Here is a 22,497-nt window from a genome sequence, read left to right as displayed (position 1 = left end):
ATGGCCCGGCGCTTCACGGACGCGAACGGGCTGCTGAACGATCTGCTCGATCGCTTCGAGGCCGGGGCCACAAGCCCGATCGCCCATCCGGACTATGCCAGTTTCCCGTCCGTAGTGGTGGCGGACGCCTTTATGAAACAGATCAGGGAAGCCGAAGGCGCCGGCGCGGTCTCCCTTGGCTGGGGCCGCGGCGCAAACCGGGACCAAGTCGCACACGTGCGGCTGGCCTCGGCGGGCATCCTCTACCGCTATCTCGGCCGCACCCCCGCGTCACGCATCGCGGAGGACGCCGCCGCGCGGCTTGTAGCCGGATCGGCGCTGCACGACTCTCTGAAGAATAGCGCCTCTCAAATCGCCGAGGTGTGGGCGCGGGGGAAGACGTGGCACGGGTTCGGTTCGTCCGACGTCGACACGTTGCGCCACGCGTTCGTTCTCGCCCAGGCGATCTTGGACAACAGGCATCTCGACGTCGACTACAAGACCTTCTCGCGACGGACGGTGGGTCACAGCAAGACGCTCGAACGCATTGAGGGGGCAGTCGTCCGGCTCCTGAGCGGGATCCTAGAGTTTCCGCCAGGCGCGCGGCCCCGCGAGGCGCTGCGGGCAATTGGACTGGAGCGCTTCGCCGCCGCCGCTGCTGATCGCCGGCAAGATCGACCTCGACGGGGCCGACCTATCTAAGATCTCTCCGCTGTATCTCGGAATCACTCCCAAGGAAGCAGATCGCGTCCGCTTCCGGGAGCCTCCGGCCTACGTTCTGACGATCGAAAACTTCGCAAGCTTCAACCGGCACATCGCCGAGGCGGACTCCAGTCGACTGGGAACGACGATGTACGTCGGCGGATATCCCTCGCTCGCCACCCAGCAGGCCCTGCGGACGATCGCAGGAATGATCTCCGAAGCGACGCCGATCTTCCACTGGTCGGACATCGATCCGGACGGTACCTGGATTTTCCGCACGATCGAGCGCGCCGTCGGTCGGCCGATCCGTCCCCACCTCATGAGCGTCGAAATTGCGGAGCGCTCGGGGCAGGTGCCGACAAGGAAGTCGGCGCCGGCGCGGTGCCCGCCTGAGTCAGGCATTGCCACGTTGGCTGCGTACTTGGCCGAAGACGGCGCCAAGACGCTCGAGCAGGAGGAGCTTGACCCGATGTTGCCCGGAGTCGCCACGCTCACGGCGGCGCTAACGAGCCCAGAACCGTCTGCATCATGTGATTGAGAATGGTCAGCTCGGTTCCAGGTGCATTGGAAATCGGGTTCTCCGTCGTGATTTGAACGGCGGTGCCGAGTTCAAATGCATGACTACAGGGTTGCCGGTGACACGGTGCGCAGCGACCGTCGGGCAGAACGCGAAGGTGGAAGTCGTAGCGGGCGCTGGCCGACATGGCTGACCTTCAGTACGCACCCCGCGGTTGCAACTTCGAAGCCGATGGCTTAGTTCGCGAACAGATGCGGCACTGCGGGCCAACTGCAGCCAACCATCTCAAGGCGTCACTCCGGTGCGGAGTCCTGGACCAATCGCCTATATCCTCCTTTACGTCGCTCTGTACGCAGCGTTCGGCGTCTCATCTCCTTTCTGGCCCAAATTTTTCGAAACGAGAGCTCTGCCTCCGCAGCAAATCGGGCTCTTGCTGGCGCTCGCAATGCTAACGCGGCTGGTCTCTGGACCATTGGTTGCGGTCCTGGCCGATCTGCTCGGATCCTTGCGTCTCGTGCTTGCAAGCTGTGCGGGGTTGGCCGCGGCAGCAGCCGTCGCATTGATGCAGGCGAATTGGTTCTCGTTGTTGCTTCCAGTCGCCTTAGTACAAGCTGCGGCTCTCGCCCCGACGACTTCGATTGCCGACGCATTGTCGGTCAGCGTGGCGAAGCCCCGGATAGGGGGGAGACGCTTTGAGTACGGCTGGATAAGGGGCTCCGCCTCGGCGGCCTTCATTCTAGGGACACTGACGGCTGGGCAGCTCATTAGCCCTGCCGATCTCTCCCCTGTGATCTGGATGAACGCAGGCCTTCTGATCGCGACGGCCGCCGCCGCGGCGTTGGTGCCCGGCCCCGCGGCCGAAACTGCGCTGCAGCACGCGCCGTTTCCGGCGCCAGAGATGAAGGCATTGCTCAGGATGCGGCCGTTTCGAAGCATGATTTTGGTGTCGGGTTTGGTCTATGGCAGCCATGCAATGCACGATGCTTTTGCTGTCATCCGATGGAGTGATGCGGGTATTAGCAATCCAATCATCAGCTTTCTATGGTCAGAGGCGGTGATTGCAGAAGTGTTCGTGTTTTTCCTCGTTGGCCCTGCATTAGTCGACCGGTTCGGGCCTCGTGGTGCGGCCGGTCTAGCGGCCGCGGCAGGTATCGTACGTTGGTCCGTCGAAGGTCTAACGACCTCCGCGTTCGTGCTCTCAATGATACAGCCGTTGCACGGACTGACATTCGCCTTGCTCCATCTCGCTTGCATGCGCACAATGGGCAACGTGATCCCGAGAAGCGTCGCTGCAACTGCGCAAGCTCTATACGCGTTTGGCTCAGGCGTCCTGACTGCGGCGCTGACGATCCTGTCCGGCACTCTGTACGCCTCGCACGCCGCAGCAGGATTCCTTGTGATGGCAGCTCTGTGCGCCCTCGCGCTCCCGTTGGCCTGGATTGGCTTCAATAGACAGGATCAATCTTTGCCTGCTGACTAGTCCGCGAGGGCAGGCCGAAGTGCGGGGATCATTCGCGTGAGCGCGTGGTTGTCCCGGGACAAAACGTGTTCCGAACACTTGCGGGCTACCGAGCCGCGGCACCGCAGAAGGTCGTTGGAGGGCCGGCGCGGCCAAATCAGATCCTATCTGGCCTGTCCACCGCGCTCAGTTCAGCATCTATTTTTGTCGAGGGGACGCTCGACTTGCTCGCGCTCGTTCGGTCCGGGATATTCGTCTAGGCGGCTGAGCAGATCTTATGGCGTCAAGAGCGCACCAATGCTCGTCACCGGAGGAGTGAGTTCGCGAAGTCGACTTCGACAATCAACCGGCGATCTCCTGCCATGCAGGCGCGAGCGTTGAACGGCTCGAGCCGGGTAGCGGGCAGATGAAATGTCGCAATACGATGGAACGTGTGGGTAGCCGAAAGTATCGTTCGTGTGCCCGGAACATTCCGCCGGCTTATTAGCTGTCACCTAGACCGCTCGCGACTCCGTATCAGACTGAATATGAGGTGCGATATCGTCCTGGTCCCACAGGGCGGCCCCGCCGCTTTCGATTGGATGGAGCTGCGCATGCGCAACTGAGGTGAACAATGACCTATCGGTTCAACTGGAGCAGGCATCGTGTGATCATCTTTGTCGTACTCGTTGCGATATTAGTGGTGCTCTGGGCTTTTGCCGGAGACTTCAAAGGGCACTTATAAATCGCAGGGCTGGCCGCCATCGACCCGCAGCGAGGCTACATTATCCACGCGTCTCAGAGCTGGTCTGGCGTGTGCCATGCGATCGCTCGGCAGCAGAGTTCGCGCGCCAGCCCTCGGCTGCACCAGCCGAATAGCCGGCTACGTCGGCAAACGCGCCTCTAGGGCGCCGAGTGCATGAACATCGTGGCGATCATGCCGATGACGCAGAAAGCCATCGCGATCGTCGAGGCCCAACCCAGCCAGCACAGCGGCCCGGTCACGACGAGCTTTCCCATGACCCTGGGCCGGCGCACCAGCATCATCAGCATCAGCATGACTGGTGCCGCCAGCACGCCGTTCATTACCGCGCTGCAGTAAAGCGCCTGGATCGGATTGATCGGCGTGAAGTTCAGCCCAATGCCGCAAAGCGCGGACAAACCTAGCACTGTGTAGAACGCGATCGCTTCCTTCGGCTTCCGGGAAAGGCCTACCCTCCACCGCCGGCCCTCCCCAATGGCGTACGCCGTCGATCCGGCAAGGACGGGGATTGCCAGCAGCCCGGTGCCGATGATGCCAAACGCGAAGATTAGCTCCGCAAGCGGTCCGGCGATCGGTCTGAGCGCCTCTGCAGCTTGGGCGGAGCTCTGGATGTCCGTCTTGCCGTGCGCGTGCAGGGTTGCGGCGGTGGTTACGATTATCGAAAGCCCGATCAGGTTGGAGAATGCCATCCCGATCAGCGAGTCGAGGCGGATCCGGCGATATTCTGCGCTCGCATTTGAGCCGTCTTTCTTGAGCGGTGTCTTCTCGGGGTCGATCCGCTGCTGCTCCGCTTCCTGCGAGGACTGCCAAATGAAAAGATAGGGCGAGATGGTCGTTCCAAGGATGGCCACCAGTGTGGTGAGGAAGGCGGCGTCAAATCTCACCCGCGGAATCAGCGCGCCCTTCAATGCTTCCGCCAAAGGCACTTTAACGACCGCGAGTGCGATCACGTAGGCGAACAGGCTGAGCGTCAGCCACTTCAGGACGAAAACGTACCTGTCGTAGTCGAAGAAGATTTGAGCAAGTACCGAGATCGCGCCGAACAGCACCACATAGGCGGTGGCTGGACCGCCGATGATGAGCCTCAAGGAGTCGCCCATGGCGCCGAGATCGGCGGCGATGTTGATCGTGTTGGCGACGAACACCAGGAGCACCAAACTCCAGATATAGACCGGAGCGAAGTTGCGGCAGACATTTCCGGCAATCCCGTGACCCGTGACGCGGCCGATGCGCGCCGATATCTCTTGAATCGCCGACATGAGGGGGTAGGTTAGTAGCATGGTCCAGCCCACGCCAAATCCGAGCTGCGCTCCTGCCTGGCTGTACGTGCCGATGCCCGAAGGGTCGTCGTCCGATGCGCCGGTGATCAGACCTGGGCCGAGCGTGGAAAGGAAACGCCGCAACCCAAAGGCTCTCTGCTTTTGAACCTGCGATTCGAGCGCCGCATCCATGTGCTGGTCCTTACTCCTTCGAAATCGGGATCGAAAGGCGCATGCATTGAGTCTCGCAACCCGCGGCCGAGCGGCTCGATCGACCGTTCTTCAACGTTCGAAAAGCTTGCCAGTTCACCTGTCCTGGGGATCTGCCGCAGGCCCAAAAAGCCCCCGGGTGAACATGATACTGGAATAGGGCACCTAATGCGGGGCGCGGCGCTTCGCAGTTCGTGTTCAGCCATAGACGGGAGATACATCCGAACGTTAGCGTGGTTCGTCGGTGAGCTGGTCAGCCGTGGACGCCCATGCCGGAACACTGAAAAGCTATGTGACGTCATTGGGCTTCTTCGATCAAGCCGTCGCAGCACCGTCGATGAAGGCCGCCCAGAAAGCGTGGGACGCTCAAAGCAATCTTTTCCACCAGGGGCTAGCAAAGGAGGCCGACCGTCCAGACGTGGTCTTGCGCGCACACCCGCTCAGCCTCCCGTTGGGTGCGCGGGCAGTGCCGAGAGGGAATCAGAAAAGAAAGGCGTGATTGCACTTGCTGGGCGTGCTCGGTTTGGTCGGGAGGAACGGCGTACTCGAACCCGCTGTCGTGCGAGGTGCTGCGGCAGCAGAATAAGGATCGCTCGCCGTTGCAGTCGGCAGTGCAGGCGGGCACAAAGATCAACGAGGTCCTACTCTCAAATGTTGGTAACCGTTCAAGATCTCTCGGTAATGACGCAGGTATTGCAGGGCCATTCGTCTCGCGGTGAAGCGGTCTTCAAATCTCGCGCGCACGCGGTGCCGATCTATTTGTGCGACCCTTGCCACGGCTCTGGCGGCTTCCTCTTCATTGTCGACCACGAATCCAGTCACGCCTTCATCAACGATCTCCGGGACAGACCCGGACCGATAGGCAATGATTGGGGTCCCGCAAGCCATGGCCTCGATCATCACCAGCCCGAACGGTTCGGGCCACCTAATCGGGAATAGCAAAGCAGCTGCTTCCGAAAGGAACGGCTGTTTCGTCGTGTCGTTTACTTCCCCAACCAGCTGCACCATCTTACCGTCGACGTAGGGCTCAATGTGCTCCTTGAAATAGCCGGCGTCTGCTCGCGGGATTTTCGCTGCGATGCGCAGTGGCATGTTCGCTGCACGGGCAATGCGAATAGCTTCTTTGGGCCCCTTCTCAGCCGTCAACCGTCCAAGAAAAGCCAGGTACGTTCCCGAGCTGAACGACGGGCAATATTGGCCAGTGGGCAGTCCATGATGAACGGTGCCGCACCAGTGCGCGTTCGCCAGGGGAAGACGCTGGTTGTCGGAGATCGAAACGAAGCAGGCTTCCGGAAACTCCCCAAGGACCGCCGGCAGACCTGGAATATCCAACCGGCCGTGCATCGTCGTCAAGAAGGGCACGTCTAACCGGCTGAGCAATGGAAGATGCAGCCAATCGATGTGAACGTGTATCACCTCAAACTCGTCGGCACGGCGGGATATCGCTTCCAACAGAGCAGCCAAAGCTGCATTTGGGTCTGTCCGGGGCCGACCAAGGCGAAGCGCGCGGGGCCAAACTGAATGCAGCGTGCCTCGTGTCTTCGAATCACCACTCGCAAACAACGTGACCTCGTGTCCGAGCTCCACGAGCTCGTCGACGAGCCAGGCGACCACTCTTTCGGTGCCGCCATAGAGCTTCGGCGGAACGCTCTCAGCAAGAGGCGCAATCTGAGCTATCTTCATTGATCCCCGCTCGGCGGTGTGGCCATCAAGCCCAAACCCTTGCCGCGTTGACCCGAAGGACCGCTCTCTTCCTGGGGATTTGTAACCATCTAATCGGCTCGAAACCAGCGATACCCATAGCCATCAAGCTCAATCGCAGCATCCGCGCCGGCCCTCGATGAATAAATGCGGTTGCCGAACACATCCGTCAGTCGCCGCCCGGCCGGAAGATCATTGATGTGCGTCTTGCATTCAGCTTGCGACGGGTTGTGCAATATGAGCACTGACTTGCCTTCCCACACAAAATGCTGAATCAGGACCGAGGCACAATCGCTCGCGGGGAGAGTCCAATCGCCCCAACCGATTTCTGGGCAAGACTGACGCATCTCGACCAAACGGCGTAGCCAATTGAAGAGCGATTCGGGGGCGCGCCGTTGCGCGGCAGCATTGAGCTTGGCCGGCCCATATTCGCCTTCATTGATCATGTGATGAAGCAGCCGGCAATTTGGACGTGAGGAAAATCCGCCGTTTTCGTCGACGCTCCATTGCATGCATGTACGAACAGGCCATCGCTCGGGAAGCGCGAGGTCATCACCCATGCCCAACTCGTCACCGTAGTAGATGACCGGCGTACCGGGAAGACTGAAAAGCAGGCTGAATGCAAGCTCAATGCGGCGGCGATCATTTCCAAGCATCGATGCAAGCCGGCGCCGGATCCCGCGTCCGTAGAGCTGCATTTTGCGAGCTGGAGCGAATGCAGCGTAGACTTCTTCGCGCTCGTCTGGCGTCAAGCGTCCGAGGTCCAACTCGTCGTGATTGCGCAGAAATTGGGCCCATTGTGCGAATTGCGGCAGCCGGGGCAGCGCGGTCAAACACCGCTGCAAGGGTTCGATACTTTCGCGCGCAAGCGCAAGGAACAAGTATTGGTTCAACAGAAATGCGAACAACAGGTGGATGCGTGAGCCATTGCCAAAATAGTACTCAAGTTCCGCGGGAGGAACGTTGGCTTCAGCCAATAGGACGGCGTCACCTTTGCGCCAGGACAGGAAGTTGCGCAGCTCGCCAAAGAACTCATATCGCCGTGTCGCTGGACGATCGGGCCGTATCTCCTCCACGACAAACGGCGCGGCGTCGATGCGGAATCCCGACACGCCGAGTTCGAGCCAAAAGCCAGAAATCTTGAAGATCTCTTCCCGGACTGCGGGGCATGCAATGTTGAGATCGGGCCGATGCTGGTAAAAGCGATGGTAATACCAAGCTTGCGCGCAAAGGTCGTAAGTCCACACACTCAGTTGAACGCCGGGAAAAACAACTCCTTCGGTGCTGTTTTCTGGCTCGGCCTTTGACCACACGTAGTACTCCCGATATGGCGATGCGGGGTCCGCGCGCGCTTGTTGAAACCACGGATGTCGTTCCGAAGTGTGATTGATTGGGAGATCGACGATCAGCCTTAATCCCCGAAGCCTCGCCTGGTGACTGAATTCGACGAAGTCACCTAGGGTGCCAAGCGCCGGCGCTACGTTGTAATAATCCGTTACATCATAACCGTGATCGAGCCCAGGGCTTGGATAGAACGGAAGTAACCACAAGCAGTTCACGCCGAGCTGGGCGATGTGATCGAGCTGCTCGGTCAGTCCCTTGAAGTCGCCAATCCCGTCACCGTTACCATCCTTGTAAGTGGCGACGTTAAGTCCATAGATCACCGCATTTTTGTACCAAAGGTCGAGCAACCGTCAGCTTCTCTCTGCAAGGACGAGATCGCACTGCTTGCAGGCAGCAGCCGGTCGGACCGGTAAAATGCGTCGTACTCCTTCCGTGCCCGTGCCGGCGGGAGCCCGACCATTCTCTCGACGACCGGCGGCTGCGAGTCAGCACATCAGCCGGTGTGAGTAAACCAACCCACGCCGCTTTGGTTCAAACAGAACCCAGCAGCTGTGGGCCTATTCTGAATTCGCGATTTGGCTTCAGTTCTCGGCACCATTCCGAAGCCGGCGTTGGGATGGCTTATGGATTGCGCAACGCAAGCGCTTACTCCGCCCGCCCGAGTAGACGGCCTCTTCCGTCCATACGACGCGGCGACTAGCCGAGGTGTAGTTTCGCGATCATGTCTCTGCTCGCTGAAGTCGTCCGGCGCATCTCCTGTAAGGACCGAAGGTCGGTCCTTGCACTCTAGTGCCTCCGGCCAATCCGAACTGGATAGGCGAGGGTAGTGTCGGTGGACCACAACGCCCATGGAGAGACGAGATAGCGTTTTGGGGGAGAACAAATCAAGTTAAGCCAATCGCAATCCAAGCCGATGTCCAGTTACTAGCCCCTGAGCTGATGGGGCGACCTGCTCGAGCGGCAGGCGATCTGCCCTGAACTCAGCGTCTGCGCTGCGGGCCTTTATAGATCATGCTGAGCGCGGAGAGCTGCTGGATGCTTGTGTCCGAAACCAAACTGGAACGTTTGCGATAAGGAGAACGGCTTTCCAGTTACGGCGTAGGCTCCAGTTACGTTTCCATGTCAGAGAGGCGCGATACTGGCTGGCGATTGATGCGATCAAGAGTGTGGACCAGCTCGTTTCTGTTGAGCACGGCGCTGAGCCGCTCCAACGTCCTCTCTGGATTGCATGTAGCCGGCCACTCACTCAGAATGCGTCGAGCGTCCATCACTGCACGAAAAAGGACGTCTTGATCAGGGGCATGCATAGACCGATACTCCAACAAGAGGCAATCGCGGGAGAGTGCAAGATGTTCCAGATGTCCCGCGTGCTTAGCCAAACGCGCCGGCCGACGCGCCGCGCATGGTGAACACCGGAAATCATTAACGGTTGAGAGGCCTTCTAAGGTCCAAGGGCGAGGAATGGGCGAACCGAGCAGCAGGACGCGAAAGCAGCACGAACTGGTGCAATTGGCGTTGCACAATGATGTTGGCGCGGCTGAGAGGTCTAGAGGGACTTCTACAGGTCGGTGGATGTGATCGGAGAGTGGCCTGGAACTGACGTGTTCCGTGATCGCTTATCTCGAACAGCTGCATGCGAACCTAACGACATTCGGATGCGACAAATAGAAGAGCTGATTGGATGCATCGCAATGGGAACTGCGCGACCGCGGTGGACCCTCGGTGCGATTTCGTGTCTCTCGGCGGGGATTCTTGTGGCGCTGCTACAATCTGCGTGCGGATTTTAGTACCGAGCGAACCGCGCGTTGGCCAGCATGCTCAAGTTCGCTGCTCGAGCTAGCTTGCTTTGCGTGCAATGCAAATTCGCGATTATCAGTCTGACGCGTTCTTTGCGGCAGCGAACGAAGGAAGGACGGCAAAGCGCCGAGGATTGGGAATTTGGACCTTTCGACTTACTGCAAAATCCGGCCGGTGCTTACAGACACAAAGCTATTTGCCGCATATCACCGTGTAGGTGCCTGGTCGGACGACGCACCGTGGACTGTCCATAGAACATGTTACGAAACGACCGGTACAGACCACTCGGCACCTGACGAACATCGCCCACATCACGTCGAGTGGAAGGATCGTCCATGGCTTGAGCTCAGCGGCGGCCGAGCACGCCGAAGACGACGGCCCCTGGAGAAATCTGCCCATTGATGAAAGTCAATGCCAGCAACCTGGTCGACCCAACTTGCTCCGGCCCTGAGCGCCCCATCCGCGTCGGGATCGGGCGGCGCATCATTCCTTCTTTAGGTGGCATTACAACCAGGATGCAACCATCCTCCTTGACCCTAAAGTCTTTGTAGAGCTCGGGCCCTTGCTCGAGCGTGGCGCGATGCGTGACCACGACTGATGGATCGATATCACCCTGTTCCGCTGAACAATATTCTTTAGCCGGGACGCACCACGACAAGCTTGCCGCCAACTGCCTCGCCTTTGTCCAGCTTGCATCGTGCCGGCCATGGCTGGACTGCCGCTCACAGTGCGCACGTCGAACTGTCCGGTGTCGAATTCCGGTCTGGGCATGATCGACACCTCCGTTATTCCCGCTTCTGATCCACAACGTCACCTGATCGGCGGCATGTCTGCCGTCGCTGGGGGAGAAGGCGGTGACGATGCCCTTTGTCATATCCGATGGAATTAGGTTGTATTTCGAGGAATATGGAGAAGGTTATCCAATTATTTTCATTCATGAATTTGAAGCGGACCTACACAGCTGGGAAGCACAGGTCCGGCACTTTTCGGGTCGTTACCGGTGCATCGCCTACAACGCACGCGGATATCCACCAAGCGACGTTCCTGATGATCCCGCCGCGTATGGCTGGGAGCTCGCTGTGCGCGACATCGAGGCTGTCATGGCAGCGCTTTCCATCCGGCGAGCGCACCTGGTTGGATCGAGCATGGGCGCGTATGCAGCGTTGTTGTTCGGCTTGCGAAACGACGGAGCAGCCAGTGCGATCGTTGCAGCTGGGGCAGGGGCCGGATCTCCCGCATCGGATCAGGAAGAATGGGCAAGGAGCGCCTCCGTCCTTGCGCGCGCACTGACTGCTCGAGGAATGGCTAGCTTAGCTGTGAAAATGGCGAGCCACGCCACCCGCAGGCGGCTCATGCAGAAGGACCCGCAGGGTTGGAACGTGTTTGTGAAGCGACTGAAGCAACTCTCGGCACAGGGCATGTCCAACACGCTGCTTCAGTGTCAGGCCTTACGGCCCTCCTTGTTCGAATTTCAAGATCAATTTTCAAAGATGAACGTACCCGTGCTGCTCGCCGTAGGAGACGAAGACAACCCATGTCTCCAAACTGGCTTGATGCTGAAGTCAACCATTCCCGGTGCCGCACTTTGGGTATGCCCCAATACTGGCCATGCCATCAATCTTGAAGAGCCTGCTGCATTCAACGCGCAATTGGAAGCGCTCTTCACTATGGTCGAGCGAACGAGTTGCCAGCATTCTGACGTAAGAAAGCAGTCGAGCTCCCAGAACGATGCGGTACGCGCGGCTCCCTTGCAGGCTGGTGGAGCGATCGCATGAAGCCGTGGGTCGCAGTCTCACTTTCTGAGTCAACCGCCGCGCGGCTAAGCCGCGCAGCGCAGGATGGATGTGCTTCCAAATCAGCAATCGTCGAGGCGGCCCTCTCTCATTTCCTCGCCCCTGAGGCTGCTAGCGCAAAGGCCGCCGCGAGTGCTCAATTGGACGCGATCACGCGGCAGCTCGACCAGCTCCATTGTGATCTTCAGATCGTTGGCGAGGCAGTCGCGCACCAGGCTCGGTTTCTTCTCGCGGTCACCCCGGCGCTTTCGGCCGCAGACGAGGCGGCTGCCTGTACCTTAGGAGCGGCCCGTTTTGATGAATTTGCTGCACAGGTTGCAAGGCGGGTCCGTCTGGGAACGTCTCTCATCAACGAAACAGTTGAGCGGGTGACGAGAAGCGGTTCAGAACGTCCGCCGATCAAGGCCACCGGACGCGCACCGCGACGGGACCCGACAGCGCCCGATCGGAGTGGTCGGGCGGTGGCCAAATCACCCGTGCCAATGACCTCCGAGGGAGAGCGAAATGAGCACGGTGCTGAGCTGGCATCTAAACGGACAGTTCGCACGCCGTCGCAATTGAGGTTTTCGTCTCCGCGGACAGAAGCCCGACCGCCAGGGGACAGGCCAAATTGGATGCTCGTTGTTCGGGTATTCTTGCCGTTCGCCGCTGCTTATTACCTGTCTTATCTGTTTAGGACGATCGGTGCCACCATAGCCGGACCGCTCGCCTCGGAGTTTGGTCTGAAGGCGGATGATCTCGGTCTTTTGACATCGGTCTACTTTCTGACCTTCGCGGCAGCGCAGATTCCAATCGGCGTTTGGTTGGACCGGTACGGTCCGCGGCGAGTTCAGAGTTTAGTGTTATTGGCGGCCGCAATCGGCGCTGTGCTGTTTGCCGCGTCAAGCAATTTCATGCTCCTTCTTCTCGGCCGCGCATTGATCGGACTCGGCGCTTCAGCTGCGTTGACCGCCGGCTTGAAAGCCGTCGTTCTCTGGTTTCCAGCCGAACAGGCTCCTGTGCTCAATGGGCTCATGATCATGCTGGCGGCCTTTGGCGCTATGACTGCAACATTGCCGTCGGAGTACATGCTCGTGTCGATCGGCTGGCGTGGATTGTTTCAGCTGCTCTCCATCTCTGCGGTCGGATGCGCGCTCACAATCTTTCTTGTCGTCCCGAGGTCCTCGCCGTCAGCAGAAGCGAAGCGGCCGACAATGGGACTTCGTGCCATCTATGCGGATCCCCGGTTCTGGCGCCTCGCGCCACTGTCTGCCACTTGCATCGGCTCGGCCTGGGCGCTGCAGGGGCTGTGGGCGGCGCAATGGCTCTCGGATGTCGAGCGTCTGGATCGGTCAGGAGTGATCCGCACCCTTTTCCTGATGGCGCTCGCATCAAGTGTAGGCGCAATGGGCCTCGGTATTGCGGTCCAAAAGCTGCGGCGCTACGGCGTTGGTCCGCGAAAGCTTCTGTCACTGTTTGCACTTGTGTCTTTTGTCGCGCAATTGGCAGTCGTCCTGCGAGTACCTATCCCATCATCCCTTCCGTGGATGGTCATCGCCGCCCTGGGCACAGCGACTGTTCTCAGTTACGCTGTTTTGGCCGAGTATTTCCCTAAGGAGCTGGCGGGACGTGCCAACGGGGCTCTCAACCTGTTTCACATCGGCTGCGCATTTCTGGTGCAGTCCGCCATCGGACTGGTGGTGCAACAGTGGGCGCCCCAACAGGGACACTACCCTGAAATCAGCTACCAGACTGCCTTTGGAGCGAACCTCGTCGTTCAGCTTGCCGCTTGGATTTGGTTCAACATTCGCCTGCCTTCGTCGACGAGCGGGGGAGAGCGGCGTGGCGATTAAGAGATCCTCTCAGCTGCAAGATATTGATCCGCGTAAATCCACATAAGCATCAGTAGCTGTTCAGGGCCTATCAGCAAGAGAGGGCTCTCGATGGGCGCGTGATCGGCGATGATTTGAGAGCGAGCCGAACGGCTAAAGTTCTGCTCTAATTGGCGGCAAGCATTGACCACTGAGCGCTGCTCTAAGGGCTTCTGCGCCATCAAAGACTTGCTGATTGCACCAACAAAATCGATTGCCAAAGCTTGTCCGCCGCTAATAAACCTCGTAGGTCGTATTCTGATTTCATTGTTGCTGAATTGCCATTTTGCGGTTGCCCAAGACAAGCCCTGCCCAAGAATACTCAGCTTGCACGCTCGCTCGCGGGCCGTCCTCCTTCGCGCGAGGATAGAAAGACCGTGTAGCGCTACATCCGGAAAGGACGGCCATGATGTTCAAGATTGTGGAGCTAGAATGAGCCCGTTCGAAAGCATCTTTGAGGAATTCATCGATGCGATCCAAACCGCGGCCAACGTGGATGAATTCGAACGCATTGCTACGCGGCTGACCCAGAGACTCGGCCTACAGCGGTTTGCCTATCTGCGCATCACCGGCGACACTCCGATGCTCATCTCGTCCTATCCAAAGTCCTGGACCAGCCGGTATTTCCAGCTTAGGTATCAGCAGCTCGATCCCGTGGTGCTCCGTGCGCGTGTTGAGCAGGCGCTGTTTGGCTGGGGAGGCGAGATGTCATCGCCGGTCGGAAACCGCGAACAACGCCGGTTCTTCGATGAGGCGACAACCTTCGGGATCAGATCGGGCATCACGGTCCCAATTAAGGGCGGATTTGGTCAGGTGGCCGCATTTTCGCTGGCGACCGACGCCCGCGATGTTCACCCGGAGCGGCTAGTGCGCGAGTGTAGGGATCTGCTGCATGCTGCCGGGTTGCATTTCCATTGCAATGTTACGATCAGGCTGGGCCTAAGCAACGATAAACTCGCTGAAGGCGAACTCACGCAGCGCGAGCGCCAATGCCTTGCGTGGGTCGCCCACGGAAAAACTGTTGCCGATATAGCGGTGCTGGTCCAGATCGCACCACGTACCGTAGTTTTTCATCTTGAAAACGCTCGCCGCAAGCTCGGCGCAGCGTCCATTGCCCAATGCATCGCCGAGGCGTTGCGCCGGGGGCTTTTGTCCTAATCGTCATCTCTCGGGAATAAGACGTGAGCAAGCGTTCTGTTTGTATTGTCGTCTTCTTCCAAATAGATCCAGCGTGATCAAATTGACGATGATCTGCCTGTAAAATATGTCAGGCGATCGCAGCCGGAGTTTCTGGTCTTGAAGCCTCCTGATCAATTCAGGAGGTCAGGATGTATGCCATCGCACTTCGCGCCCCTCAATTCGGCCGTTACCTGCCGTTGCTCGCGGCGATGTATCAGCTGCGACGCCGTGTCTTCAAGGATCGACTCGGCTGGTCAGTGTCCGTTTCCGGAGAATTGGAGCTCGACCTGTACGATACTCTAGGACGTATCCCTGCGGCGGCGGCCACCTTGTGCAATTCCGCGGCCTTTCTGAGGATGTGACCTTAAGTCTAGCCTTAAGGTCATGTAGCGAATGCAGGTCAAGGTCTTAGGTGCTGAACGTCGGCGCCGATGGAGTTACGACGAGAAGGTCCGCCTAGTTGAGGAGACCTTGCAACCTGGCGAGACGGTCTGCGGCGTCGCCCGCCGACATGGAATGGCTCAAAGCCTGCTGTTCACGTGGCGCCGACAGGCACGCCAGGGCTGCTTAGGCGGCGAGACCGTTCCGGCGCTCGTTCCGGTGGAGATCACTTCTACGCCGGCTTCAGCATTGACATGCGCGCCGCAACCGTCGTGTTCGCCTCCTGCGCAGCGTGCAAGGGCTGGAATCATCGAGATCGAGCTTGGCGGCTGTCGGGTGCGGGTTGACCGTGACGTAGACAGCGAGGCGCTGCAGCGGGTTCTTGAGCTATTGAGGCGGCGATGATCCCGATCCCGAGCGGCGTCAGGGTCTGGATCGCCACGGGTCACACGGACATGCGCCGCGGCATGCAAAGCTTGGCTCTTACGGTTCAGGAGAGCTTGAAGCGCGATCCTCATGCCGGTGATCTCTACATCTTCCGGGGCCGCCGCGGCGATCTGGTCAAGATTTTATGGCATGACGGGCTAGGCATGTCGCTCTATGCCAAGCGTCTTGACCGCGGCAAGTTCATCTGGCCCTCGGCATCGGGCGGTGCGGTGTCGATCTCGGCGGCGCAGATGGCCTATATGCTCGAGGGCATCGACTGGAGAAATCCACAACTAAGTTGGCGGCCGCAGAGCGCGGGCTGAGCGAAGAAATCTGCGAGCGTTTCCATTTTAGGGAGTCCCAACGCGTCCAATCTGTGATTCATTGCGTCGCATGGATGGTGGTCGCGACGGGATCCGGATGAGGTCGCCGCCTTGAAAGAGGCGCTGGCGATCGAGCGCGCGAACGGCTTGGTGATCGCGGCCGAACTTGCGGTCGCCCGCGCCAAAGCGTCAGAAGACGAGGCGCTGATCGCCCAGCAGAAGCTGCAGATCGCCAAGCTAAGGCATCAGATCTACGGCCAACGGTCAGAGCGATCGTCCCGCCTGATGGATCAGTTAGCGCTGACGTTCGAAGAGCTGGAAAGTAACGCCACTGAAGACGAATTGGCAGCCGAACGTGCCGTGGCCAAGACGACGACGGTGCGCGGATTTACGCGCAAGCGCGCCGAGCGCCAGACCTTCCCCGAGCATCTTCCACGCGAACGGGTGGTGATCGATCCACCGACGGCTTGCGAGTGCTGCGGCAGCAAGCGCCTGCGCAAGCTCGGCGAGGACGTGACCCGGACGCTGGAATCCGTGCCGCGCCAGTGGAAAGTGATCGAGACGGTGCGGGAGAAGTTTAGCTGCCGCGACTGTGAGAAGATCAGCCAGGCTCCAGCGCCGTTCCATGCTGTCGCACGAGGCTGGGCCGGTCCGAGCCTGCTGGCCATGATCATGTTCGAGAAGTTCGGCCAGCATCAGCCGTTGAACCGCCAGGCCGAGCGCTACGCCCTGGAGGGCGTGCCGATCGCGCTCTCGACCATGGCCGACGCCGTGGGATCGGTCTGCACGGTACTGGATCCTCTGCTGCGCCTCATCGAAGCCCATGTCATGGCGGCCGAGCGTCTTCATGCCGATGATACGACGGTGCCGGTGCTGGCCAAGGGAAAGACCGACACGGGACGGTGCTGGATTTACGTCCGGGACGACCGACCCTTTGGTGGCGCGGGTCCGCCGGCGGCCATGTTCTACTACTCACGCGACCGCAAGGGCGAGCATCCTCAGGCGCATTTGGCCCGTTATGCCGGCATCCTGCAGGCCGATGCCTTTGACGGGTACAACCAGCTCTATCTGGCTGGGCGCCAGCCCGGACCGATCCGGGAGGCTGCTTGCTGGGCGCATGCGCGACGTCCATTCTTCGCCATGGCCGAGATCGAAGAGAATGCGCGGCGCAAGGCCGCTGGCAAAAAGGAAATCCCGATCTCGCCGATCGCGATCGAGGTCGTGCGCCGGATCGATGCGCTGTTCGAGATCGAGCGCTCGATCAATGGCAAGAGCACACAAGAGCGCCTGGAGGTTCGGCAGACGCTGAGCCGGCCCATTGTCGAGGATCTTCAAATCTACATGCGGGAGCAGCTTGCCAAGCTCTCTCGCGGGCACGACCTGGCGAAGGCGTTCACCTACGTCCTGAAGCGCTGGCCGAGCTTCACCTTCTTCCTCGAGGACGGGCGTATCTGTCTCTCCAACAACGCTGCCGAGAGAGGCCTAAGAGGCATAGCTCTTGGGCGAAAATCCTGGCTGTTCTGCGGCTCTGACCGCGGCGGACGGCGTGCCGCAGCCATGTATACCTTGATCATCTCCTGCAAGATGAACAGTGTCGACCCGCAGGCCTGGCTGGCGGACGTCCTCGCCCGCATCGCCTCCCATCCGGCTCATCGGCTGGACGAGCTGCTGCCCTGGAATTGGAAGCCAGCGACAGCAACGATCTCCGCTCGAGCGGCATGACCACGCACGTCAACAAGGTCCATCACGTCACCACCATCAGTCAGGTCGCCAAGGACCTCGGCGAAGACGAAGAATGGTTGCGGGATATCGCCATCGAAATGGAAATCGAGGACGGTGTGATCTGGGTCTATGGCGTCGGCGAAGACGGCATCCAGGCGTTCACCGACTTCGGAATCGAAAACCTGATCGAGCTCATCCGGATGTACAAAGAAAATCCGGAATGGCTCAAGCGCTGGCAATCAGAATAATCTAGTTGGCCAGCGGCCCACGCCGCATGCTTACTCTAGGACCGACCTATCTCATGCTGATATCAGAGGCCGGGACGGCTGTCGGTTCGGTTCGTCTGCTTCCAACGACCGGACCAACGATGCTAGCCGATATCTTTCCCGTTTTGCTCGGCGGGACATCGCCGCCGCGGGATGAAAGGGTTCTCGAAAGCTCGCGCTTCTGCGTGGATACGAAGCTCGTCTCCGACACAACCGTGAGTAGCCTCAACCGCGCGACTCTTGTGCTCTTCGCCGCCATGATCGAGGCCGCACGCGGAGCGTGCGCAGACAGCATCGTCACCGTGACCGACACGCGCATGGAGCGCATTCTCCGGCGAGCAGGCTGGCCCCTCAGGCGGATTGATGCTCCACGCCAGGTCGGGTGCACTGCGGCAGTCGCGGGCTATCTCGACACGTCCGAATACACGCTTCACAGGATGTACAAACAAGCCGAACTCCACGGTCCTGTGCTTGCATCCCCCGATGTTGTCAACGTGGCTGCCTGACAAGTGCCTCGGAGCACGTCCAGCCAAGACGATTGGTACGTCCATGCTCGCAGATCCACGACATAGCCGCTTGGTTTTGATCAACTGGATGCGTGACCAAATGCCGGCTCACACGGGAGTTACACGGACCGGTCTCTCATTGCTGCAAGCCGGGCTGCGGATGTTCAATGTCAGCTCCATTCTCGTTGGCAAATGTCAGCCGCCGGGCATCGAGGCGGATCAAGCGGCCATGGATTTGATCACACAGCTCGAGGTCAATGTTCTGTCAATTTGGCGAGACCGGCGTTTCACCGACGGCCTCGCTTCAGCACAGGCCAGTGTTCTGTTCTTCGGAGGAGGCTGGTTGGAAGAGGAGATATTCATTTCCGCCCTGCAGGCAGCCGAGCGCGGGTATGACGTGCGGCTTCTTTCGGACGTCACCACCGCGCGTGCCGATGCGGATCGATCGTTTGTGTTGGACCGGTTAGCCCTTCATGGGATTTTGGCGACAACCGTCCGGCAGATGCTTCTGGAATGGGCGGTGTGTCTGGGAGACCCAGTTTTGCTGGAAAAGGTTCAGGAGCTTCTTTGTTGACTCGACATCGCGCTTCACTTGACGCGAGCCATCGGCTTGCTTGCTTTCGGCTCCAGCGGTGAGCAGCCTGCTAGCGGCGTCGGCTCGAGTGCCGCTGCTTGGGTTGCGTCGTGATGTTCGTTCAGGGCCGTGTCACTGGTTCCTGTGTTCTCATCCAACGATTTCGTGACGGGGCTGTTCCTGCACGCGCGAGATGGTTCAATTCGTAGTCGACAGGAACCGCTCTTCGGCATCTGATTTGTCCGCTACGACCCCTTTCCCGGGTCGAAATGCCACGGCCTCAAGCTAATCAAGCGACCGCCCATGAGCACCTCTCCGCAGATGATAGCAATCACCTTCTCCGGCGGCCTTGGCCTCGCGTCATATCATGCCGGAGTCTATGAGGCGTTCACCCGGCAGTCGCTGCCGCTGCACTGGGTCACGGGATCTTCCGCGGGTGCGGTGACCGCCGCTCTGATAGCGGGAAATCCGGTAGCCGATCGGCTCGCGTGCCTGAAGGCGTTCTGGCGTTGCCCGCCGACCGATCGCGCGGACACGGATTGGTGGCGACATCTTTATGGCTGGATGGCGGCGATCGAGACCAGACTTGCCGGCAGCGCCGGTTTCTTCCGGCCCCGCTTTCCCGACATCGATCCGTTTCGTTTTCGCAGCTTCTATGATCTCGCGCCGATGAGGGAGCGGCTTTCGAGCCTCGTCGATTTCGGCCGCTTGAATGGCGGAGAGCCTCGAATATCGATCGCTGCCACGGACATCGAGAGCGGTGAGCCCGTGATTTTCGATTCCGTGCAGGACAAGCTGGAAATGGATCACCTGCTGGCGAGCTGCGGGTATTTGCCGGAGTTTGCCCCGGTTGAAGTCGGCGGCCGTCTGCTCGGAGATGGGGGTCTGTCGATTAACGCGCCATTCGATCCGATACTCAATGCTCAAGTGGACGGCGATCTCCTGTTGTACGTCATCGATCTGTATCCTCGCGACGGCGATCGGCCCTGTTCGCTGGAAGCGACGATCGAGCGCAAGGGCGACCTGACGTTTGCGAACCAGACCTTGGTCCGGCTCGAATACCTTGCAGAAATGCGAGCGCTTCGGAAGAGCCTGAGGCAGCTAACGGACGCCAAAGACCGGATCATTTTGCTGAGCTATCGGCCTGGCATGGAGGAGCCAGGTCCTGAGAAGTCTTTCGAGCTTTCGGCTTCAGGATTTGCCCAGCGCTGGAGGACCGGAAGGCTCGACATGGAATACGCCCAAACTCTCCAACCGAAGCAAGGAATCACCAAGGTGAGGCGGCCAGGCAAAAGCAGCTCTCGGGCCTGAAGGCCCGCTACGCGCCGACCACTGATGCCGTCGTCTCGGCGGTGTTGAACGCGCGCAGCAGCCGCGGCGTTCTCATGTCCTAGGATATCGGAGCATCCCGGACTCACGCCCTTGATGGCCCGAAGGCTTGCGGGAAAGCCGCTTCGATCGCTGTAGTCGGCAATTGCAGTCTTGCGTGTCCTTTCTCCGAATTGAGGCTGCGCGCCAGGCCCGATCAAGAGCGCTAATAGCGGCGCGTGCGGCAAGCGCCATGATGTGGGCGCCCCTGTTCGCATTGCGTTCCTGCGGATTCATCGCAACCGTTGCCATGTTGGCGAGATCGCCGATTGACATGGGGCTGCCCGCTTCGAATGGTCAGGCCTTCGTTCATCAAAGCGCCGAACGGCAGCTTGTCCAGCACGGCCCCATGCACGCGCGGAATTGAGAGGACGCCATTCGGCCCAGCGCTGGAATGGCAGCCTTTTTGGCTGTGCGCTGAACTCGACATGTCTCTATTTCAACGTATACAGACGCGGTCATATCGCGCGCGTTCTTCGGAGGGATAGCTGTCGAGGGTATGGCGTTGGGCGTTGCCCGGCAGCACCTTTTGCGGATGTTCAATCGACCTGCCATGTTGATCAGCCCGGTGAGATAAGTACGCGAGGCAATCCGATCGAGCGGAGTCCAACAATTGCCCTCTCGCGTTGGCGATGTCGTGAATGTCGTGACAGTTCCCGCTCCGCATTTCCCGATCAGGGTTGCGCCTTGCCGTGCATCGCCGGAGCAGCCCATAAGCCTCCGGTGACGCTGCGCCGCGCCGCCGGCATTCGAAGGCACCGAATACCGCTTGAGCAGTCGCTCAGGCGAGAGGAGCGGATGGCCTCGTGGATCGATTCCAATGTGGAGAAGATCACAATGCAATATCTCGAACATGAGCAGCGCCAGGCGGCGTGATGCGCTCAAGAGGGCCGGGCTGACGCCCGGCCGTTTCCTTTGCACTCGCAACTAACGCCGAATGAGGCTGCGCGTTCGCGAGGGCGCTCCTCGCCTCATGAATAGGAACGAAGCTTTAGAGGCTCCGTTCTCGCCTATGTTCACTCGAGCCCAAGGCAGGTTCCCATGTATCATCATGTCAAGAAGCTGATGTTCACCGTTCGCGTCGATGAGCCGGACCCTCGCTTCGGCAACATGCTCCTTGAGCAGTTCGGCGGGGCCAATGGCGAGCTCGCGGCGGCTATGCAGTACTCGATCCAGGGGCTCAATTGCGAGGATCCGGCTCGCAAGGACCTCTTGATGGACATCGGAACCGAAGAGCTCAGCCATCTGGAAGTCGTCGGCTGCCTGGCGCGGATGCATCTGGCGCCTTGCAAATTCGACCGTCAGGCCGCCGAAGCGGACCCGCTGATCGCGCTCACTGGCGGCGGCGGCATCAACCTGTTCAACTCCCAGGGCAATCCCTGGACCGCCGACTATCTCAAGATCACAGGTGAACTAGACGTCGACCTTCGCAACAACATCGCGGCCGAGGCGCGTGCCAAGATGGTTTACGAACGGCTGCTTAATTTCTGCGACGACGCGGGCAGCAAGGACGCCTTGCAATTCCTGATGACGCGCGAGATTACGCACATGAAGGCGTTCTCACTCGCTCTCGAAAGTCTATCCAAGCCGGCCTTCACTGTCGGTCGGATCGCGCCAACCCCCGGTCTGGTGGACCAATTCTTCAACGACTCCACCGGATCCGGAGATCATGGCGAGATTGACGCGCGCGGCCCATGGAACGAGGGCGGCGACTGGGTTTTCACGGAGTCTCCGGCGCTTCAGGGGGAGCCGGGCGCTTCAGGGGAGATCGTGACGGAAAGCTCGCCCGCAACCGACGAGGCCGGATTGACGGAGTTGCTGATGCACGAGCTTGGCGACCTCCTGCATGCAGAGAAGCAGCTCACCAAAGCACTTCCGAAGATGGCGCAGGCCGCGCGCTTCGACCAGCTGCGGGAAGCGTTCGAGCGGCATCTGGCCGAAACCGAGGAGCAGATCGAACGTATCAACAAATGCTTCGAATTGCTCGGCGAGACCGCGCATACCAAGCCCTGCAAGGGCATGAGGGGGTTGATCGAGGAGGGGCAGGAGGTCATGGGCGAGGGCGAGGAAATGGAGGACGCCGCGGCCGATCTCGCACTGATCGGGGCGGCGCAGCGCGTCGAGCATTACGAGATCGCGGGTTACACCACCGCCCGCAACCTGGCGCAGCAGCTTCGTCACAGCGCCGTTGGTGCCCTGCTATCCAAATCGCTTGCCGAGGAAGAGATCACCGACCTGCTTCTGAACCAGCTGGCTCGTTCCTTGATGTCGGTCGCAAAGATGCCGGCGGCACTCGAACAGACCGAATGACCGCAACCTGACGGAGCGTTCTCTTCGTCCCGCGAACGTGCCGTGCCCATGCAGTGCGATCGGACAGGCCAGGTCTCGCTTTGCGCTCC

Annotated in this window: 20 protein-coding genes and 3 pseudogenes; 17 read left to right on the top strand and 6 right to left on the bottom strand. The window is 59.8% G+C overall.

Translation table 11 applies throughout. From position 1 onward, the window contains the following. The 3 genes from P6U23_RS26445 (at position 1) to P6U23_RS26435 (ending at position 2,678) form a co-directional block, all read left to right on the top strand. The gene (locus P6U23_RS26445) at positions 1–681 is read left to right on the top strand and encodes a hypothetical protein (RefSeq protein WP_407175434.1); all 681 of its coding nucleotides are present in this window, start codon (positions 1–3) and stop codon (positions 679–681) included. Further along, positions 608–1,219 carry a Wadjet anti-phage system protein JetD domain-containing protein gene (locus tag P6U23_RS26440; protein ID WP_407175433.1) on the top strand — a complete coding sequence of 204 codons (612 nt, stop codon included), beginning with the start codon at positions 608–610 and terminating at the stop codon, positions 1,217–1,219. The genes P6U23_RS26445 and P6U23_RS26440 overlap by 74 nt, the downstream gene beginning before the upstream one ends. 280 nt (positions 1,220–1,499) lie before the next feature. Beyond that, a complete protein-coding gene (locus P6U23_RS26435) occupies positions 1,500–2,678 on the top strand; it encodes an MFS transporter (RefSeq protein WP_407175432.1) in 1,179 nt (392 codons plus the stop codon). A gap of 861 nt (positions 2,679–3,539) precedes the next feature. Here the strand turns inward: P6U23_RS26435 and P6U23_RS26430 are convergent. Then, entirely contained in the window at positions 3,540–4,850 is a 1,311-nt protein-coding gene (locus P6U23_RS26430) for an NRAMP family divalent metal transporter (protein ID WP_407175431.1), read from the bottom strand. A 277-nt stretch (positions 4,851–5,127) separates the two neighbouring features. Between P6U23_RS26430 and P6U23_RS26425 the strand changes: the two are divergent. Further along, positions 5,128–5,292: pseudogene (locus tag P6U23_RS26425) on the top strand (cell envelope biogenesis protein TolA); the annotation flags it as partial. 206 nt (positions 5,293–5,498) lie between these two features. On the opposite strand, the gene P6U23_RS26420 reads toward P6U23_RS26425, so the two are convergent. The 3 genes and pseudogenes from P6U23_RS26420 to P6U23_RS26410 all read right to left on the bottom strand — a co-directional run. After that, complete coding sequence (locus P6U23_RS26420; protein WP_407175430.1) at positions 5,499–6,551, bottom strand: glycosyltransferase family 4 protein; 1,053 nt, start codon at positions 6,549–6,551, stop codon at positions 5,499–5,501. 89 nt (positions 6,552–6,640) lie between these two features. Further along, positions 6,641–8,260 carry an alpha-amylase family protein gene (locus tag P6U23_RS26415; protein ID WP_407175429.1) on the bottom strand — a complete coding sequence of 540 codons (1,620 nt, stop codon included), beginning with the start codon at positions 8,258–8,260 and terminating at the stop codon, positions 6,641–6,643. Positions 8,261–10,206: 1,946 nt separating this feature from the next. Continuing rightward, positions 10,207–10,329: pseudogene (locus tag P6U23_RS26410) on the bottom strand (glutathione-dependent formaldehyde dehydrogenase); the annotation flags it as partial. Between the two features lie 241 nt (positions 10,330–10,570). Between P6U23_RS26410 and P6U23_RS26405 the strand changes: the two are divergent. Together P6U23_RS26405 and P6U23_RS26400 are read left to right on the top strand one after the other, a co-directional pair. Further along, positions 10,571–11,485, top strand: coding sequence for an alpha/beta fold hydrolase (locus P6U23_RS26405; RefSeq protein WP_407181583.1), 915 nt, complete (start codon positions 10,571–10,573; stop codon positions 11,483–11,485). Continuing rightward, entirely contained in the window at positions 11,482–13,335 is a 1,854-nt protein-coding gene (locus tag P6U23_RS26400; RefSeq protein ID WP_407175428.1) for an MFS transporter, read from the top strand. The genes P6U23_RS26405 and P6U23_RS26400 overlap by 4 nt, the downstream gene beginning before the upstream one ends. On the opposite strand, the gene P6U23_RS26395 is transcribed toward P6U23_RS26400, so the two are convergent. Continuing rightward, positions 13,332–13,658: a hypothetical protein gene (locus P6U23_RS26395; protein ID WP_407175427.1), complete on the bottom strand. Its 327-nt coding sequence runs from the start codon at positions 13,656–13,658 to the stop codon at positions 13,332–13,334. The two genes, P6U23_RS26400 and P6U23_RS26395, sit on opposite strands and share 4 nt — an antisense overlap. A 127-nt stretch (positions 13,659–13,785) precedes the next feature. Here P6U23_RS26395 and P6U23_RS26390 point away from each other — a divergent pair, with 127 nt between their 5' ends. The 9 genes from P6U23_RS26390 (at position 13,786) to P6U23_RS26350 (ending at position 20,041) form a co-directional block, all read left to right on the top strand. Beyond that, positions 13,786–14,511, top strand: a complete 726-nt coding sequence (locus tag P6U23_RS26390) for an autoinducer binding domain-containing protein (protein ID WP_407175426.1) — start codon at positions 13,786–13,788, stop codon at positions 14,509–14,511. A gap of 170 nt (positions 14,512–14,681) precedes the next feature. After that, on the top strand, positions 14,682–14,894 hold the full coding sequence (locus tag P6U23_RS26385; RefSeq protein WP_407175425.1) for an acyl-homoserine-lactone synthase: 213 nt from the start codon (positions 14,682–14,684) through the stop codon (positions 14,892–14,894). A 31-nt stretch (positions 14,895–14,925) separates the two neighbouring features. After that, on the top strand, positions 14,926–15,318 hold the full coding sequence (gene tnpA / locus P6U23_RS26380; protein ID WP_407175424.1) for an IS66-like element accessory protein TnpA: 393 nt from the start codon (positions 14,926–14,928) through the stop codon (positions 15,316–15,318). Continuing rightward, entirely contained in the window at positions 15,315–15,662 is a 348-nt protein-coding gene (tnpB, locus tag P6U23_RS26375; RefSeq protein WP_407175423.1) for an IS66 family insertion sequence element accessory protein TnpB, read from the top strand. Before tnpA ends, tnpB begins: the two co-directional genes overlap by 4 nt. A 60-nt stretch (positions 15,663–15,722) precedes the next feature. Next, positions 15,723–17,384 (top strand): IS66 family transposase, encoded by a 1,662-nt coding sequence (tnpC, locus tag P6U23_RS26370; RefSeq protein WP_407181582.1) that lies wholly within the window; start codon positions 15,723–15,725, stop codon positions 17,382–17,384. Further along, positions 17,381–17,632: a hypothetical protein gene (locus P6U23_RS26365; RefSeq protein ID WP_407175422.1), complete on the top strand. Its 252-nt coding sequence runs from the start codon at positions 17,381–17,383 to the stop codon at positions 17,630–17,632. The genes tnpC and P6U23_RS26365 overlap by 4 nt, the downstream gene beginning before the upstream one ends. Positions 17,633–17,658: 26 nt before the next feature. After that, positions 17,659–18,156 (top strand): acyl-homoserine-lactone synthase, encoded by a 498-nt coding sequence (locus P6U23_RS26360; protein WP_407181581.1) that lies wholly within the window; start codon positions 17,659–17,661, stop codon positions 18,154–18,156. A gap of 70 nt (positions 18,157–18,226) precedes the next feature. After that, positions 18,227–18,730: a hypothetical protein gene (locus P6U23_RS26355; protein ID WP_407175421.1), complete on the top strand. Its 504-nt coding sequence runs from the start codon at positions 18,227–18,229 to the stop codon at positions 18,728–18,730. Positions 18,731–19,033: 303 nt separating this feature from the next. After that, positions 19,034–20,041, top strand: a complete 1,008-nt coding sequence (locus P6U23_RS26350; RefSeq protein ID WP_407175420.1) for a patatin-like phospholipase family protein — start codon at positions 19,034–19,036, stop codon at positions 20,039–20,041. Positions 20,042–20,363: 322 nt separating this feature from the next. On the opposite strand, the pseudogene P6U23_RS26345 reads toward P6U23_RS26350, so the two are convergent. Continuing rightward, positions 20,364–20,480: pseudogene (locus tag P6U23_RS26345) on the bottom strand (glutathione-dependent formaldehyde dehydrogenase); the annotation flags it as partial. Positions 20,481–20,821: 341 nt separating this feature from the next. On the opposite strand from P6U23_RS26345, the gene P6U23_RS26340 reads away from it, so the two are divergent. Together P6U23_RS26340 and P6U23_RS26335 are read left to right on the top strand one after the other, a co-directional pair. Continuing rightward, a complete protein-coding gene (locus P6U23_RS26340) occupies positions 20,822–20,974 on the top strand; it encodes a hypothetical protein (protein ID WP_407175419.1) in 153 nt (50 codons plus the stop codon). 165 nt (positions 20,975–21,139) lie between these two features. Then, positions 21,140–22,408: a DUF892 family protein gene (locus tag P6U23_RS26335; protein ID WP_407175418.1), complete on the top strand. Its 1,269-nt coding sequence runs from the start codon at positions 21,140–21,142 to the stop codon at positions 22,406–22,408. Positions 22,409–22,497: the final 89 nt, after the last annotated feature.

The organism is Bradyrhizobium sp. STM 3562, from assembly GCF_045571435.1.
Taxonomy (GTDB): domain Bacteria; phylum Pseudomonadota; class Alphaproteobacteria; order Rhizobiales; family Xanthobacteraceae; genus Bradyrhizobium.
This window is presented reverse-complemented; position numbering and strand designations above follow the sequence as displayed.